We start from the raw sequence: 15,979 nt of genomic DNA, 5'->3' as shown, positions 1-15,979 counted from the left end.
AAGGTGGGGTAGATGACTGGGGTGAAGTCGTAACAAGGTATCCCTACCGGAAGGTGGGGATGGATCACCTCCTTTCTATGGAGTACCTCAGACTAAACGTCTGGTACAAATACGATCGATGCTAGGAATCGATCACGAACCAAGGTGCATGGAAACTCACTCTTTAGTTTTGAGAGAATAACTACATAGGTTGCGGGCCCATAGCTCAGTTGGTTAGAGCGCACGCCTGATAAGCGTGAGGTCGGCTGTTCGAGTCAGCCTAGGCCCACCACAGATTCTAAAGTTGAATATGGGGCTATAGCTCAGCTGGGAGAGCGCCTGCCTTGCAAGCAGGAGGTCAGCGGTTCGATCCCGCTTAGCTCCACCACAACAAACCCTTGCAAATGCAAGGGTTTTTCTTTGTGAATAAAAATACAAGAATTGGTTAGCTTAAAAATATGTTCATATAGCAGGGATTCTATACGCTTATCATTATTGTTAGCGCATCCTAGTAATAATTTTTAGGGTGATTCAAGTGATCAAAATTCTTTTATCGATGCTATTTATTTGTAACTTAATGTTTACTGCTTCGGGCGAAATACAGAGTGAGTTAAAAAAACTTTGGGTACGTGTTGACTTATGGGAACATCGTCTTTATGTAATGAATGGAAATAAGATCTACAAAGAATTCGTAATTGCTGTAGGAAAAGAAAAAACACCATCACCCATTGGTAAATGGATTGTGAAAAATAAATCTAAAAATTGGGGAGGTGGATTTGGATCTTGCTGGCTTGAAATTAATGTACCTTGGGGGATCTATGGAATACATGGAACCAATCGTCCTGGATCGATTGGTTTTGATGCAAGCGCTGGATGTATTCGCATGTTAAATACAGATATCGAAAAAATATATGAAATGCTTCCAGTAGGAACAAAAATCATTATCGATGGTCCCATTTTTGGAAATGAACATTGGAAAATAAAAAAATTGGTGCAGGGGAGTCGTGGAACATTGGTCAAATTGGTCCAAAACAGACTATTGGCAGCGGGATACTATTCAGGACCACAAGACGGAATTTTTGGTCTTCAACTAGAAAAAGCAGTAAAGAAATTTCAAAGAGATCGCAAAATGCCGATTACAGGCCAAATAGCTATGGAAGAATATCTTGAGATGGGTTTATTGGAATAAAATCTATGATAGTCGATAAAGGATCATGGTATGAATTGTATATCTATTCTGACTTAAAAAAAGCCCTCTGCTTAAAAGAAAAGGACTTTTTTTATGAACTTTGTAAGTGGGAATACCCCTAACGGTTTCCGTATGTCCTTTAGAACCCCTGTCTACCTTCAATCAAGGTGGCAAGTTTGTTCCAACTCTCCACAAATCTTGGCATAATGCCCATTTCTACCGTGGCGCGCATATCATCGGCTGAAGCGCATGCAATTCGCAGAGTCGCAGATGTTTGCTTGTTCAGCTCCTCAAATGTCAAGCGAACTTCATGCTCTGGGAAATCATGGAATGTTTGACAGGTTTCATTCGAGAAGGCACGAGTAAAAACGATTTGCTCTTGATTAATGATTTCACGGTATGTATTCAGGAACCACAGTATGCGACCATCAGGGAAACGAACACTGTAATGCCATATTCCGCCAGGGCGAAAATCAACCATGCAATTCGGAATTGAACAACCGTCCGGTCCCCACCAATGGATGAGGTTTTCCGATTTGGTAAAGAGATTCCAAACATGCTCGCGCGGCGCGGCAAATAGCTGCTGTAATACGATATCGTGTTCCTCATATGTGATCGATTGCAAGCCTGTAGATTTAGCATTCATTGTTTTCACCACTTCTCAGTGATTTTATTTTGCAGGCCGATAGGTCAGGACGGTCACGCCGGAGTCGAACGTGTGGGTGCTTGCATGTTCAAGCACTTTTTTCTCGTGCCCTTCTTGGAAAAGTCGCTTGCCTTTTCCAAGAAGGACTGGGAAGGTCATGAGACGATACTCGTCGATCAAATCTTGCTCCGTCAGGGATTGAATGAGGGTTGGACTGCCGAATACCAGAATATCCTTACCAGGCTGCTGTTTTAATTCTGCGATGCGCTCATCAAGGTTCTCCTTTAGAATGGTCGTGTTGTTCCACTCCGGATTAGTGAGGGAGGAGGAAGCAACATATTTTGGATAATTGTGCATCATTTCGCCATATTCCCCCGCTTGCTCTCTCATGCCTGGCCATGTTGCCGCAAATTCGTTATAGGTGGTATGACCCAGCAGAAGCGCATCTGCCGACTTAAGCTCTTCAAGTTTGTATGCCATCTGCTCGTCGCTGATGAATTGGAACGTCCATCTTGGGTCCTCCACCACCCCATCAAGTGAAATATAGAGGGAAGCTACAATTTTTCTCATTTTGATAACTCCTTTTCTTTTGGTTAGCTTCATTCTATATTGGTTTTGATATAATGAAAAATATATATTTATAAATAAACTTATATGCAATTGCCTATGAATATCTATAAACTTCGGAGGAGCTATGGATCTACTACAACTTCACTATTTTTGTACAGTTGCTCGAAACGAGCATATGACGAACTCTGCCAAAGAACTAAAGGTTGCTCAGCCTTCCCTAAGTGCGATGATTGCGAAGCTTGAAAAGGATTTGGGAACTCCCTTGTTCCATAGGCAAGGTAGGAATATCAAGCTGAATCATTATGGTCGTAAGTTTTTGCGGTATGCAGAGCAATCACTGCTTGCTCTCGAAAAAGGACGACTGGAAGTCGAGGAAATGGCAGGGCTGGAGAAAGGAATTGTATCATTCGTGGCGTATTCGCTTCCTCGATTTAGGGATTTGTTACGAGGTTTTCTTGTGCGTTATCCTAATGTGCAATTCCGAATCTTGCAAGAAGGACGCATGGACCATCGGGTTAGTCTGTTAGAACAGGGAGCTGTTGACTTCTATATGGCGTATCCGCCGGTTACAAAAGAAGGCATTAGTGGGCATCTTCTGCTTACTGAGTCGCTAAAGCTGGCAGTTCCCAAGTCGCATAAATTGGCAGGGAGGGGGAGCATCAAGCTGGAAGAGGCTAAAGATGAACTGTTCATAGGGTTGAAAAAGGGAACCAGCGCAAGAGAAATACAGGACGGCTTCTGTCGCGAAGTTGGATTTTCGCCAAGATTAGTATGTGAGATGGACGAACCAGCAGCTATTAGTTCGCTTGTCAGCGCGGGTGTTGGAGTGGCGTTCTTGCCTCCACAGAATGTGGACAGGAATCAAGATGCCTTCGAGCTGCTAGAAATTACCGAACCCGCTTGTGTGCGTACATTGTACCTTGCATGGATGGAAAATCGTTTTCTGTCCAAGGCAGCACGGGCATTCCGCGAATATACGATTGACTATTTTTCTAACGAAGCGAGAAGGAAGTTCTAGGGCAAGAGCAATAAACGTAACATCATTCTTAAAGCGGCCGTTCTCTGTTTCGTTGGTCTGAAATGAATACGTTATACGAAAACGAGATTCACTTTGCCGATCCTGAGATGTTTCTGATGATATAGAAATGAAGGTAGCAAATCCAACTCTCATTTGTAGCCCTAGAACAGGCAATTTCATTGGGTCTAGGGTCTTTTTTACTTTTGAAAAACGAATGACAGCAGCATTTGGTATTAGCATCAATACATAGATACGCAATGAAAATCTGTTTCACTCATTTTTCCTGACTGTATCCCGGGAATATTCACAAAACACTGTGCAAGAGGAGAAGGTACCATTATTTAAAATGTTCCTATCTAATACAAACCAATGAGAGCAGAATACCAGGAAAAAATCATATAATTTTAGGTTTAAAAGCTAAGGATTGAGGCTAATGTCTAGTTATTGAATAATAATTTTTTTCGATAAAATCCAATTATACGGAATCAAATAGAATAATTATTATTTGATATTATCTAAGAGATTTTCGCAACGTTTCTAAAAAATTGCAGAAGGAGTAATTATATGCAAAAAAATTCATTTAATCCTGTTTCATGGTATAAATATATGCAAAAGAATAAGCCTATTACATATGATCCCGCTTTTACGACCATTTTTGGTAGTGAGGGTGCATGGCAAATATTTCCTCATGCTGCAATTCAAGATGTTTTAGTCAATCATCAAATTTTTTCTTCTGAAGTTATGCCTAAAACTGACGATAATCCATATAGTCGAGCCATGACTGTTACTGATAACCCTAGACATAAACAATTGCGATCTTTGGTCTCAAATTTTTTCACTATAAAGTCGATCGTTAAATTAGAGAAAAAGATTCGAAAAATAGCAAATGATTTATTAGCCGCCAAGTTGGAAGACGAAAGTATGGAATGTGTTCAGGATTTTGCAACGTTATTACCGATTCAAGTGATTGCGGAAATGTTAGGTGTACCTTATTCGGATCGAGATCAATTTAAAAAATGGTCGATAGCTTTTTTCAATGATCCAAGTGAATCAGAAGAAGGCGCTATGAGTTATTTTCAATCGCAAAATGAGATGATGCAATATTTCTTATTGTTAATCGAAGAACGTCAAAAAGAACCACAAGATGATTTAATCTCCCAGTTACTAACATCAGAAGTAGATGGGAAGCGTTTAAGCACAGATGACTTATTAGGGTTTTGTATTTTATTATTACTCGCAGGGAATGAGACAACAACTAATTTAATCGGAAGTGCCATGTTAACTTTTATAGAACATCCAGAGGTGCAAGAACATCTGAGTATGAATTTTAACGACATACCCAAAGCAATAGAAGAGGTTATGAGATATCGCTCCCCTGTTCAGAGTACTTACCGAATTGCAAAAGAGGATACTGATTTTCAGGGTCACTCTATAAAAAAAGGTGACTTAGTTGTTGTTTGGCTAGGTGCTGCAAACCATGATGAATCTGTTTTCCCAAGATCTGAACAATTCGATATCAATCGTAATAATCATTCTCAAATGGCATTTGGATATGGGATTCATCATTGCTTAGGTGCTCCGCTTGCTCGTTTAGAAACGAAAATTGCTTTTGAAACAGTATTTGGACAATGTAAAAATATCCGACTGGAGGAGAATGCGAACCTATCTATTCGACAAAGCCATTTGGTTTATGCGTTGAATGACTTACCGATCACTTTTGAGAAACGTTGATTCTATAGCTCGTTTTTTGCGAAGCAATTTGTAGTCAAAACGATACCACTATACGAACACAATTCTTTGATGATAACTTTAATATTTGCTGAGCAGGAGAGTAGGTAGAACACACTATCTTCTCCTATTCAGCATTACATAAGGTAAAAAAATTATTAATAAAGTGTTCAATATCATCTAAAAATAGAAAGGGAAGATATTATGCACAAAATAAGCATTTTTGTTCAAGGAATTAATAATATATCCTCTTTTAAGGAATATCTAAACGATAAAGTAATTCCTCATTCCTTAAATTCTACTACTATATATCGTGTTCAAATCACAAGTTTTGGTCCATCTGTTGATCCTACTCCAAAAAATTTATCACTGATACAGTTTATGTTCGAAATTTATTTTGACTCAACCGAGGATATGAATAAATTTATGGTCTCAACCCATGGGGCTGAATTATTAGATTTATTGATAAATAATCCATTCGGAGAAGTTGGTACTTTTGTGGGTGATGAGATGTATTTAATTCCTGAACAAATTCATCGACCATGAAATGTATGTAAGCTATACATATAAACTTTTAATTATCTGTATATGATATTATGTAAAAAATAAGACAGAGAGGAAAAAGGAGATTGTGGTTAAGTCTGTTATTATCTTCCAAAAAATCATTGATTTACCTATGTTCGAAGAGTTTCTAGTCAAACAAATTATGCCTGAATTTTTTAAGGCATCTCATTTGCGTCGCATTCAGATCACAAAGTTTAATCCAACTGGTTCAGGTACTCCAGAAAATTTGTTGCCTATACAAGTAATCCTTGATCTCTATTGGGAATCGATAGATGATATGCAATTTTTTGTTGAGTCATCAGCAGGTTCTAAAGTCTCAAATTTGGTTATGAATAATCAATATAGTGAAGCAGGTGCTTTTATGTGTAAAGAAAGTTATTTTATCCCTAAGAGAAGATCAGATATTGAACAATGGTAATACCAAAGATGAAACGGCGTTGTTTGGACAAGTAATTCGCAGAAGTATTCAATTGAATGCAACCGAATTCACTATGTGAAATATGATAAACCCTAGAATGAAAAATACATATAAGAATTCAAATCATAGTTTTAACAAGAGAATTCAACAATCTTGCATACATAAGATGAAGTGGTAAAAGTGGATGCAGGTGGTCAGCGGCTCGATCTTGCTTAGCTCCAACACTAATCTATTTTGTGTGATCTTCATTTTAACATCATGCTTCATCTTAGGGGCAAAATCAGCAAACGAATGATGAGCGCTAATTTGACCAATAAATGGGTAAAGACCGATATTTATTATGAATATCGGTCTTTTTTACACATCCATTATAGAATGATAATCTTTAAATCGCTTGTAGACTTGCATTGCTTTTATGCGGAAGGGGATTGGGTCAGTTAAATTACATATCTCGTTCATCCTTGCCTTTACTTCTTGTGATAACAGGAAAGTATCCCCGTTGAGGAGGGGGTAAATGACGCGATTTTAAAAAACTGCTAATCCCTTTGGTCTGTAATTGGTCATATTGTTCCGATACTTCTCTCACTAATTGATGAGAATGTGGAAGTTTAGCGATATCTGCAAAAGTCTGTGTTACTCCATGGTTATGAATATTCTCCTGTATTTCCATCGCTTCTTTATCATCAGGATGATTATAACTAAGTGCAATTGCACAAGCTTTAATCAAGTGGCGCGGCTCTTTCAGTTGTTCTTCAAATAGATAGAGTGCAGGTCCTAATAATCGATCTTCGGGTCCTAATTTTCGTTGAGGAGAACGAGCAACTCTGGCGACTGGATCTATAAAATGTGGGTTGCTGAAACGTTTGAGTGTTTCTTCTATATACTGAGCTTGTATAAGTGGGTGAAAACCATGCTTTCTGGTCATTAATTGACCACACTCTTCTAAGCATTTCCGAATAAGCATACGTATATCTCTATGTTTTATTGCTTCATCAATATTTTCCATTCCCATTTGATATCCTGCGTATGCAGCGATTGCATGTGCCGTATTAACCGTATATAGCTTACGAAAAATAAAAGGAGTCAACCTTTCTTCGATTTTTACATGGGGAATTTCTAAATCTCCCTTTAAACCACCTTTATCAATCACCCATTCAAAATATGGTTCTACTTTAACCGTTAAAGATTCTTTCGATTTTTCTGAGGGGACAATCCGATCAATCACCGCATTAGGAAAGCCAACCCATTGCTCCAGCCATTCCCTTTCTTGAGTTGAACAATGAGATAAAACCTCTTGTTTAAGTGTTTGCGAGCCGTTTAACATATTTTCACAGGCAATTACATGAATATATCTAGGATTGTTGATATTCTCTAGTAAACCCTTTGCTATTAAGGAGGAAACACTTTTTAGATTACTTGGTCCGATCGCAGTAGTTATCAAATCGGCTTGGCCGATTGCTTCGATAGCTTGATTGCTATTTGTTCGACTATTAATTGATTTAAAATGATCAACCTGAATGATCTTAGGTTCATCGTCTAGAATTTCTACATCATAGGTGTTTTGCTCGTTTAGTGCTTTATCTAAATCTTCATTCACGCCAATAAAAGTTACTTCATGTCCTTCTTGGATTAAAAGACTGCCTATAAAACCACGTCCAATATTTCCGGGACCAAAATGAACGACTTTCATCACTATTTACCTCCCCATCATTTGCAGTTTTTTATTTTATGTCAATTTAGTCTATAAATCTATATAGGAAATGAAGACAAATTCTAATAAATAAGGAAGGAGTGAATAGTAAAGCTCCATTTCGAGTGCCACTTAGCGAAATGGAGCTTTGCCATGAATCACGATTATGAGCAGATCACATGACTTTATATACTTTAGATATTCGATTTATCTAACATTCTTTATGATGCAGTTAAATTATTTGTAATTGATTGGTTTTTTCGCGATGAAAGTAAGTCCAACAAGTATATACCCAAGTCCTACAAGATTACCCCAATCGTCTCGACGATTACAGTTACAAAAAGATGTAGACAAAGTACTACATCTGTTCATGGAAACTGGTTCGGAACTTGATAATATAAATTGAAGGATGCCGCAAGTTCAGGTCGTACATATATATTAAATGGCATGTTTACTTGTTCAAGGTAACATCAACTCGCCGATATAAGCTACAAATTGATATGGAGTTATAAACGACAATGGGCTTCGTTAAGTAATAAGTAAGTAGTGCTTGAGAGTTGGCTTAACAAACTAACAGACACTAGCACAAATCAGGTACCACTTTTAACTATGTTTTAACTCTGTATTCTTCAAGATATCTAGTAACAAAAGGAGGCTTGTTTCAATCATTTCCTTTTGTTGTTTTGGAACTTGTTCCAATATCTGTAGGCAAATCTCGTTTATTTTTTCCTTGATTTCATCAAGTACTTCTAATCCTTTGGGAGAAAGTTGAATTAAAATTTCCCGGCGGGAGAGGGGATTTTGCTTTCGGTAAATAATGCCAACTTTAATCAATGGTTGTAATGTTCGGGAAAGTGTTGATGGGTCTACTCCTAATTTATTGGCCAATTGTCCATGTTTATATATTTCAGTACCAATCTTTAAAATCATATGTATTTGTCTAGGTGTAAGTCCTGGTATAAATGATTGATCAGACGATCCAAGTATTTTGGATTTGACTAAAATTTCATTGATCAATTCACCTAGAAGTGCTGGATTCATCACGCTCACCTAACTACTATCTTTTCATCATTGTACTAAGAAATTAAGCACAAAGCAAACGAAAAGATGGAAATGAAAGGAAAGTATATGCTCTGTATAGGGGATTTTTTTCCTTCTTCTACGCAAAATTTCATTTCTATTTATACTTTTTTTAATATGGTTCAGCCAAGTTGTGAAGTTGAAAATCCGATCACTTCTGAGTTTGTATTCATTCACTATCGATTCTTCTCCTTATATATATATTTGTCAAAAAGGGAATTGTAGTGATGAGAGTCGCTTATTACTTGATATAAGATATAAAAATTTATTACATTCTATATTTTGGGATGGATGTTGATCGCCTTTTTTTGAATGTAGCTTGTCAAATATATGAGAAAAACATACAAAAAGAATTCTTATTGATTGTATAGAAACTTTTGTATCTCAATGGGATGTGTTGTTTATCTATTTTTATCGGCACGCTAAAAGATTTATAATTACACATATAAGAAAACGCTTTCACAAATAAGATTAATATAATAAAATAAAGTTATTATCTAAAATTAAAGAGGTGAACATATTGAAAAAGCATTGGTGGTCATATTTGCTTTGGGCTGTTATTTCTATTATTGGCGCTGCTGCATTTGGAATCTTAGCGCTCAAGCGAGGTGAAACAATCAATTCTGTATGGTTGTTGACCGCTGCTGTCTGTACGTACGCAGTTGCATACCGCTTTTATAGTCGTTTTATGGCTAGAAGAGTATTTGCTCTAGATGATAATCGTAAAACCCCTGCACATGTTTATAATGATGGAAAAGATTTTGTCCCAACAAATAAATGGGTACTCTTTGGTCATCATTTTGCCGCAATCGCTGGTGCAGGACCTCTTGTTGGACCTATTCTCGCTGCTCAGATGGGTTTTTTACCTGGTACGCTATGGATTATTCTTGGTGTCGTGCTTGGTGGAGCTGTTCAGGACTTTATTATTTTATTTGGTTCCATGCGTAGAAAAGGTAAATCTCTTGGGGAGATTGCTCGTGAAGAGATTGGTCCAGTTGGGGGCTTAATCGCAATGATCGGGATTCTTGCGATTATGATTATCTTGATCGCTGTTTTAGGCTTAGTTGTTGTGAAAGCACTCACGGGAAGTCCTTGGGGCATGTTTACTATCGCAATGACGATCCCAATCTCTCTTTTGATGGGGATTTATATGCGTTATATACGACCTGGAAAGATATTAGAAGCTTCACTGATTGGCTTTGTATTGTTACTGATCTCTTTATACCTCGGTCAATATGTTGCCGTTGATCCTTTTTGGGGACCTTTATTCACTTTTGATGCGACAACCATCTCTTGGATGATGATTATTTATGGATTTGTTGCTTCTGTCATCCCTGTATGGTTACTGCTTGCTCCTCGTGATTATTTAAGTACCTTTTTAAAAGTGGGTACCATTTTAGCACTCGCAATTGGTATCTTGATTGTGATGCCAGAACTACACATGCCCGCATTAACAAAGTTTATTGATGGAACAGGTCCAGTATTTACGGGCAATTTATTTCCATTTCTCTTTATTACGATTGCTTGTGGATCAATTTCTGGTTTCCATGCACTCGTTTCTTCAGGAACCACGCCTAAAATGATCACCAAAGAATCGCAAGCTCGGATGATTGGTTATGGCGGCATGTTGACAGAGTCTTTTGTTGCAATTATGGCTTTGATCGCTGCATGTGTATTAACACCTGGAACTTACTTTGCGATTAATAGTCCTGCAGCATTGATCGGCGTCGATGTACAGAGTGCTGCAAAGGCAGTGTCAGCGCTTGGCTTTACAGTTACACCTGATCAATTGAATACACTTGCCAAAGATATCGGTGAACAAACAATTCTTTCACGAACCGGTGGGGCTCCAACTCTTGCAATTGGAATGGCAACTATTTTCTCAAAAATTATCGGTGGAAAGACCATGATGGCGCTGTGGTACCATTTTGCCATTTTGTTTGAAGCAGTCTTTATTCTTACTACCGTTGATGCAGGAACAAGGGTAGGTCGTTTTATTTTGCAAGATTTGCTGGGCCAAGTTTGGCCAAAATTAGGGAAGACAGATTGGTATCCGGCTAATATCTTGGCGAGTGGACTCGTTGTGGCTGGTTGGGGCTATTTTCTCTACCAAGGTGCAATTGATCCACTTGGTGGAATTAATACATTATGGCCGCTATTTGGCATTTCCAACCAGATGTTAGCAGTGATCGCTTTAGCAGTTGGTACAGTCATCCTAGTCAAGATGGGCAAGGCGATCTATTCATGGATTACGGTCGTGCCGCTCGTTTGGCTGACTAGTGTAACCATGACAGCGGGTTTTTCGAAGCTCTTTTCTACAAATCCTGCACATGGCTTTTTAGCTGGTGCACAAAAATACCAAGCAGCAATTGATAAAGGGCAAGTCATCGGAGCAGCTAAAACAATGGATCAAATGCATCAAATTGTGATGAACAACCAAATTGATGCGATCCTAACATGCATTTTTATGATTGTGGTAGCGATTGTTGTGATCGATGCTGCTCGCGTTTGTTACCAAGTATTAGTCAGCAAGAAGAAATTACCTCTACATGAATCTCCATATATTCCTGTGAAGGAGGGAAGCATGTGAGTTGGCTCAAACCATTTGTCGCAGTGGCTGACTATTTAAATGCCATTGCTGGAGTGCCAAATTACCAACAATATGTCGATCACATGGAAAAATATCATCCAAATGAAAAAATCCTGAGTGAAAAAGAATTCCATCGACAAGCCATCGATGAACGCTATGGAGGTGGAACGATCCGTCGCTGTTGTTAAGACAGAGAAAGTAAAAAGCCTTTGTCCTCTATATGACAAAGGCTTTTCATTCCTAAAGGAATACAACATAGATTTTTTACAGATAATTGGTTGGAAAAGAGATTAGAAATAACTATTTTAAAGTCGTTTTCTTCTTTACAATTGATTCACCGATTTGTTCAATTTGATCTAACACACCTTTAAACTTCCTACCTAAGTTGGTAATCGTATATTCTACTTTGGGCGGGACAAGAGGATATACTTTCCTAGAGATCAGTCCATCTTTTTCTAGTTCTCTTAACTGAGTCGTTAAGACTTGCCGTGTTATATTTGGGATTGCTTGCTGTAGTTGACTAAAACGCTTTGTTTCTTGGAATAGCTCAAATAAGATGATCGGTTTCCATTTGCCGCTTACCATCCCTAACACATGCTCAACACTACATCCTATTGAATGATCTTGATTGGGCATCATTCATATACCTCCTTAGTCAGTTCTTTCTGACTGAGTCAGGGAAATCTGCGTTCTTGTAGATACCTTCATTACATATTAGACTAATTTTAACTTAGATCATGGAGGGAAGATAATGGCAGTTTGGAAACCGGAACAGATGAATGAGGCGTTTGCTACTGCGTATAATTCAGGTGATCTTGATCAACTGTTAGCGTTATATGAACCTACAGCGATTCATGTTGCGAAGAATAAGCAGATTGCAAAAGGAATTGATGAAATTCGGCAAGACTTGCAAGGCCTACTTGCTTTAAATGGGCGAATGGTTTCTCATAATCAATATGCGATTGTTAACGATGATCTTGCTCTGCTTCAAGCTCATTTTATCTTAAAAGATATTAAGAGTGATGAAGTACTTGCCGAGGGGATTACAAGTGAGATGATCAGGAAACAAACAGATGGTAGCTGGAGATACGTGGTAGACCACCCATTTTCGACAATGCCTTTTAATTGAAGAAGAAAAGAATCGTAACTTAACCAGCGTGAAGAAGAGAGGTTGCTCAGATGAACCCCTGAAGGGAACTCTGAGCAACTTTGTGATTATGGGATTTCAGTATATTATGCCTCAGATGATGCTTCAGAGTGTAGACAAAGTCGTGTGGTCGGCGGCTCGTGATCGTGGTTCGCGGTGACCTGGGCTTGCGAGGATGTGAGACTGCCTGCGTTCTGACAGCTTTCGCGGTCGGGCAAAACTCGTCTCCTCCGGCATCCGTCTGCGGAGACTCGAACAGTTTGCCCGCATAGAAAATACCGCTTCAGCTGCCATTCCGCTAAGTTGCGCCCTAAATGGAGCTTTGCCGATCACCTCTCCACTCGCTCAAAAGGTTTTTCTTCATTCTGATGCTTCAGATGAGGCTTTTTTTCTTGAAAAAAGTCCAATAAAAGTTACAGCTCCACCGAGTAAGACTGCGTTTAGTGGGATCAATAGTGCAGCTTGATACCCTTCTAAGATAGCCTGAGGCGAGTCATTTGCACCCGTAACCGTAACGCTTACTGTAATGACAATTGAGAGTCCGAGCGCGGCGCCGAATTGGAAGGAAGTGTAAAGAAGGCTACTTGCTAAACCTTGCTCCTTTTCCTCGATTCCATCAGTAGCTGCGATGGTAAGCGGCCCATAAGTGAGTGCGAAGGAGAGACCCAGTATGATAAAGCTGGGGAACATCGCTTTGTAAGTCCAATCGAGCTCAATGGGTTGGAATAAGGTGTAAGAGAGTGCCGCTAAAAGCAATCCGCCAAAGATGACCCGATTGGTTCCCAACTTTTGAATTAACCATGGTGTAAGTGTAGGTGCCAGAATGGCATCAATCCCGATCACTAGCATTGCGAGACCTGTTTCGATTTGTGACCAACCGCGCAATTCTTGTAAATATAAGACGACGATAAATTGAAAACCAGAGAATGAGCTAGCAAATAATAAAGCACTTAGATTGGCTCGGAGTAACGAACCGGAACGAAGAATGCCTAATCTTACAAGTGGTGATTTTGATTTCCGTTCTATCAGCAAAAAAGTGATAAAAAGGATGAATCCTATGATACATGCTGTTAGGGTGATCCGCCAGTCTGAGTTTGCTTCACCCAATTGCACAATCGAAAAGATTAGTAACATCATCGATCCGGTGATACTTAAAGCACCTGCGAGATCAAAGGTTTGGTTAGTAGGATTTACGTCATCTTTTTTAGGAATCAGGATAAAAGAACCGATCAGAATCATGATCGCTAAAATAACGGGAGCATAGAAAACCCAACGCCAACTAATCGGACTAAGTAATCCGCCGATCACTAAACCTAAAGAGAATCCAGCGGCAGCTGTTCCCGCATAAAACATGAGTGCTCGATTCCTCAGCGGTCCTTCAGGAAAGCTGGTCGTAATAATCGATAAACCAGCAGGAGCCATAAAAGCGGCTGCTATCCCTGTTACAAATCTGGCTAAAATCAGCACCCATCCTTCGGTTGCAAAACCACCTAGTCCAGAAAATAGGATAAAGATAAACAACCATATGAGGAACATTTTTCGACGCCCTAGGAGATCAGCGGCTCTGCCTCCTAATAGCATAAAACCTCCATAGCCAATGACATAGGAACTGATCACCCAACTTAATGATGTGGTTGACATTCCTAGATCATTTCGGATCGAAGGAAGGGCCACATTGAGCATGGCAACATCGATTCCTTCTAAAAATATAGCTCCACAAAGTATCAGTAATAAACTCCAAGCATATAAGTTCATTTCATTTTTTTTGTCCATTCCATTTATCCCCTTTTGATCATCTGATTTGATTAGATCATTGATTGGAGGAGTTGAACCGGTTCAGCTCTCATTGCTACAATTATAGAAGAGTTTTATGGATAAATGAAAGTAGGCACTTTGAAGTGTGCTTGGGTCTTCGATGATACAATTAAGGGATCATCGAGCAATGCCATGTACAAATTTTTGTTTTTTCTTTAGCAATGATTTAGATCTGAAAATTGGTCAAGTACATGATTTTTATCTCCATATACTTGTTCTAAATGACTCTCTCCCCATTCACAGAAGGTGTTGAGCACAGGTTTTAAACTTTGTCCATAATCGGTTAATTCATACTCTACTCTGGGTGGTACTTCTGCATAGACAGTGCGCTCGACAATGCCATCTCGCTCTAGCTCCCGAAGCTGTTTTACCAACATTTTCCTTGTGATCGTTGGAATTAAACGGTTTAATTCCTGTGTTCTTTTCTTTCCATGGGATAAGTGATAATAGACAATTCCTTTCCATTTCCCCCCAATCACTTCTAGTGCTGCTTCAATTCCAGAACGATACTTTTTCTTTAGTTTTGACATTCTTTTACCTCTCCTATTTCCATTTAAAAAGATAATACTAGAATAGCAATTTATAGGGAAATAAAAAGTACCGTACAAAACGCTTGTACGGTACTCTGTCTCTCATATATCTTTACTCACACGAGGAGTAGTTGATTATGATTGAACTTGATTAAGACGAACAACGTTGGCTGCTTGAGGACCACGCTCTCCTTCGACAATGTCGAATTCGACTGGTTCGCCTTCTTCTAGGGTTTTAAAGCCTTCGCTTTGGATTGCGGAGTAATGTACGAATACATCGCCACCTTCATCCTCGCGCTCAATAAAACCATAGCCTTTTTCTGCATTAAACCATTTCACATTACCCTTCATGATTGGGCCTCCTTCAAGCATTAAAAAGCGGGTGATTGCCAAACGTAGAACCTATTGTAAAAACAAGAGGCCAATCATACTTGACTTTCGAACCACTTTTTACGTGCTTTGTAACATTATAACTAGATTATAGCAGGTAAAGGGAAAAATAACAATCAATAATTATATAATTAACCAAGTAAATGTTTATATGGATTAAAATCGATATTTTTCTTTTTTAATGTTTCAGTTAACCATTTATGATCCCTCTTTGGAGTCGCTCGAATGTACCCCTCAATAATAAATTCCTCTTTCATTTCTGTTGCCTTCGCTTCAAGTGCAAGCTGTCCGATTTTCCCGGCAATAGACTGTTTTGCCACATCTCGAAACAATGTAGGAACAGGAGCAACTAGTTCATTTAACAATTTTTTATGCTCCTCTGTCCAAAGATGAATGGTTTCTTGAATATAATATTCTTGCCAATCGAGTGCAGATTTTCCATCTTTTTTTGGTAAACTTTTCAAAAATTTACGGAACATAAAATAGCCACCGATGCTCATCAAACTGATTAAGGTAAGCCAAAAAAGTAGATAGAACCATTGCAGCCATAAGGGTCCCATAGCAAACACGTCCTTTCATCATTCCTACATATATTATAGCGATTTGTTGCTAGAGATTACAATTT

The 15,979-nt window shown here is 38.8% G+C and carries 17 protein-coding genes, 2 tRNA genes and 1 rRNA gene; 11 read left to right on the top strand and 9 right to left on the bottom strand.

What is annotated here, in order from left to right; genetic code table 11:
- The 4 genes from BUB71_RS08415 to BUB71_RS08400 form a co-directional block, all read left to right on the top strand.
- Positions 1–75 (top strand): 16S ribosomal RNA (locus BUB71_RS08415); the annotation flags it as partial.
- A 119-nt stretch (positions 76–194) separates the two neighbouring features.
- Positions 195–271 (top strand) — tRNA-Ile (locus tag BUB71_RS08410).
- 20 nt (positions 272–291) lie between these two features.
- Positions 292–367 (top strand) — tRNA-Ala (locus BUB71_RS08405).
- A gap of 147 nt (positions 368–514) precedes the next feature.
- On the top strand, positions 515–1,168 hold the full coding sequence (locus BUB71_RS08400; RefSeq protein ID WP_084731303.1) for a L,D-transpeptidase family protein: 654 nt from the start codon (positions 515–517) through the stop codon (positions 1,166–1,168).
- 139 nt (positions 1,169–1,307) lie between these two features.
- Here BUB71_RS08400 and BUB71_RS08395 read toward each other — a convergent pair whose 3' ends face one another.
- Entirely contained in the window at positions 1,308–1,814 is a 507-nt protein-coding gene (locus tag BUB71_RS08395) for an SRPBCC family protein (RefSeq protein WP_073154385.1), read from the bottom strand.
- Between the two features lie 24 nt (positions 1,815–1,838).
- On the bottom strand, positions 1,839–2,384 hold the full coding sequence (locus BUB71_RS08390; protein WP_073154384.1) for a dihydrofolate reductase family protein: 546 nt from the start codon (positions 2,382–2,384) through the stop codon (positions 1,839–1,841).
- Positions 2,385–2,508: 124 nt separating this feature from the next.
- On the opposite strand from BUB71_RS08390, the gene BUB71_RS08385 reads away from it, so the two are divergent.
- The 4 genes from BUB71_RS08385 to BUB71_RS08370 all read left to right on the top strand — a co-directional run bounded on the left by BUB71_RS08385 (position 2,509) and on the right by BUB71_RS08370 (position 6,112).
- Entirely contained in the window at positions 2,509–3,402 is an 894-nt protein-coding gene (locus BUB71_RS08385; protein ID WP_073154383.1) for a LysR family transcriptional regulator, read from the top strand.
- A 564-nt stretch (positions 3,403–3,966) separates the two neighbouring features.
- A complete protein-coding gene (locus BUB71_RS08380) occupies positions 3,967–5,133 on the top strand; it encodes a cytochrome P450 (RefSeq protein ID WP_073154382.1) in 1,167 nt (388 codons plus the stop codon).
- Positions 5,134–5,334: 201 nt separating this feature from the next.
- On the top strand, positions 5,335–5,676 hold the full coding sequence (locus BUB71_RS08375; protein ID WP_073154381.1) for a hypothetical protein: 342 nt from the start codon (positions 5,335–5,337) through the stop codon (positions 5,674–5,676).
- An 85-nt stretch (positions 5,677–5,761) separates the two neighbouring features.
- Entirely contained in the window at positions 5,762–6,112 is a 351-nt protein-coding gene (locus BUB71_RS08370) for a hypothetical protein (RefSeq protein ID WP_073154380.1), read from the top strand.
- Positions 6,113–6,554: 442 nt separating this feature from the next.
- Here the strand turns inward: BUB71_RS08370 and BUB71_RS08365 are convergent, their stop codons facing one another.
- A complete protein-coding gene (locus tag BUB71_RS08365; RefSeq protein WP_073154379.1) occupies positions 6,555–7,802 on the bottom strand; it encodes a mannitol-1-phosphate 5-dehydrogenase in 1,248 nt (415 codons plus the stop codon).
- 603 nt (positions 7,803–8,405) lie between these two features.
- The gene (locus BUB71_RS08360) at positions 8,406–8,843 is read right to left on the bottom strand and encodes a MarR family winged helix-turn-helix transcriptional regulator (RefSeq protein WP_073154378.1); all 438 of its coding nucleotides are present in this window, start codon (positions 8,841–8,843) and stop codon (positions 8,406–8,408) included.
- Positions 8,844–9,402: 559 nt separating this feature from the next.
- On the opposite strand from BUB71_RS08360, the gene BUB71_RS08355 reads away from it, so the two are divergent.
- Together BUB71_RS08355 and BUB71_RS08350 are read left to right on the top strand one after the other, a co-directional pair.
- The gene (locus BUB71_RS08355) at positions 9,403–11,472 is read left to right on the top strand and encodes a carbon starvation CstA family protein (protein WP_073154377.1); all 2,070 of its coding nucleotides are present in this window, start codon (positions 9,403–9,405) and stop codon (positions 11,470–11,472) included.
- Complete coding sequence (locus tag BUB71_RS08350; RefSeq protein ID WP_073154376.1) at positions 11,469–11,660, top strand: YbdD/YjiX family protein; 192 nt, start codon at positions 11,469–11,471, stop codon at positions 11,658–11,660. Before BUB71_RS08355 ends, BUB71_RS08350 begins: the two co-directional genes overlap by 4 nt.
- Before the next feature lie 112 nt (positions 11,661–11,772).
- Here the strand turns inward: BUB71_RS08350 and BUB71_RS08345 are convergent, their stop codons facing one another.
- Positions 11,773–12,111: a winged helix-turn-helix transcriptional regulator gene (locus BUB71_RS08345; RefSeq protein ID WP_340148295.1), complete on the bottom strand. Its 339-nt coding sequence runs from the start codon at positions 12,109–12,111 to the stop codon at positions 11,773–11,775.
- A gap of 112 nt (positions 12,112–12,223) precedes the next feature.
- Between BUB71_RS08345 and BUB71_RS08340 the strand changes: the two genes are divergently transcribed.
- Positions 12,224–12,601 carry a YybH family protein gene (locus tag BUB71_RS08340; RefSeq protein ID WP_084731301.1) on the top strand — a complete coding sequence of 126 codons (378 nt, stop codon included), beginning with the start codon at positions 12,224–12,226 and terminating at the stop codon, positions 12,599–12,601.
- 378 nt (positions 12,602–12,979) lie between these two features.
- Here the strand turns inward: BUB71_RS08340 and BUB71_RS08335 are convergent, their stop codons facing one another.
- From BUB71_RS08335 to BUB71_RS08320, 4 genes are all read right to left on the bottom strand, one after another.
- Complete coding sequence (locus BUB71_RS08335) at positions 12,980–14,392, bottom strand: MFS transporter (RefSeq protein ID WP_073154375.1); 1,413 nt, start codon at positions 14,390–14,392, stop codon at positions 12,980–12,982.
- A gap of 197 nt (positions 14,393–14,589) precedes the next feature.
- Positions 14,590–14,964: a winged helix-turn-helix transcriptional regulator gene (locus BUB71_RS08330; RefSeq protein WP_073154374.1), complete on the bottom strand. Its 375-nt coding sequence runs from the start codon at positions 14,962–14,964 to the stop codon at positions 14,590–14,592.
- A 135-nt stretch (positions 14,965–15,099) separates the two neighbouring features.
- On the bottom strand, positions 15,100–15,315 hold the full coding sequence (locus BUB71_RS08325) for a cold shock domain-containing protein (RefSeq protein ID WP_073154373.1): 216 nt from the start codon (positions 15,313–15,315) through the stop codon (positions 15,100–15,102).
- A gap of 170 nt (positions 15,316–15,485) precedes the next feature.
- Positions 15,486–15,914 (bottom strand): DUF2621 family protein, encoded by a 429-nt coding sequence (locus BUB71_RS08320; RefSeq protein WP_073154372.1) that lies wholly within the window; start codon positions 15,912–15,914, stop codon positions 15,486–15,488.
- Between the last annotated feature and the right edge of the window lie 65 nt (positions 15,915–15,979).

It is taken from the genome of Seinonella peptonophila (assembly GCF_900129355.1).
Lineage (GTDB): Bacteria > Bacillota > Bacilli > Thermoactinomycetales > Thermoactinomycetaceae > Seinonella > Seinonella peptonophila.
Note: the sequence above shows the minus strand (reverse complement) of the source record. Positions and strands in the feature narration are given on the sequence as shown.

Coding starts and splice junctions, on each gene's coding strand:
- BUB71_RS08395 (WP_073154385.1), bottom strand. CDS start 1,814: ATGAATGCTAAATCTACAGGCTTGCAATCGATCACATATGAGGAACAC.
- BUB71_RS08390 (WP_073154384.1), bottom strand. CDS start 2,384: ATGAGAAAAATTGTAGCTTCCCTCTATATTTCACTTGATGGGGTGGTG.
- BUB71_RS08385 (WP_073154383.1), top strand. CDS start 2,509: ATGGATCTACTACAACTTCACTATTTTTGTACAGTTGCTCGAAACGAG.
- BUB71_RS08380 (WP_073154382.1), top strand. CDS start 3,967: ATGCAAAAAAATTCATTTAATCCTGTTTCATGGTATAAATATATGCAA.
- BUB71_RS08375 (WP_073154381.1), top strand. CDS start 5,335: ATGCACAAAATAAGCATTTTTGTTCAAGGAATTAATAATATATCCTCT.
- BUB71_RS08365 (WP_073154379.1), bottom strand. CDS start 7,802: ATGAAAGTCGTTCATTTTGGTCCCGGAAATATTGGACGTGGTTTTATA.
- BUB71_RS08360 (WP_073154378.1), bottom strand. CDS start 8,843: ATGAATCCAGCACTTCTAGGTGAATTGATCAATGAAATTTTAGTCAAA.
- BUB71_RS08345 (WP_340148295.1), bottom strand. CDS start 12,111: ATGATGCCCAATCAAGATCATTCAATAGGATGTAGTGTTGAGCATGTG.
- BUB71_RS08340 (WP_084731301.1), top strand. CDS start 12,224: ATGGCAGTTTGGAAACCGGAACAGATGAATGAGGCGTTTGCTACTGCG.
- BUB71_RS08335 (WP_073154375.1), bottom strand. CDS start 14,392: ATGGACAAAAAAAATGAAATGAACTTATATGCTTGGAGTTTATTACTG.
- BUB71_RS08330 (WP_073154374.1), bottom strand. CDS start 14,964: ATGTCAAAACTAAAGAAAAAGTATCGTTCTGGAATTGAAGCAGCACTA.
- BUB71_RS08325 (WP_073154373.1), bottom strand. CDS start 15,315: ATGAAGGGTAATGTGAAATGGTTTAATGCAGAAAAAGGCTATGGTTTT.
- BUB71_RS08320 (WP_073154372.1), bottom strand. CDS start 15,914: ATGGGACCCTTATGGCTGCAATGGTTCTATCTACTTTTTTGGCTTACC.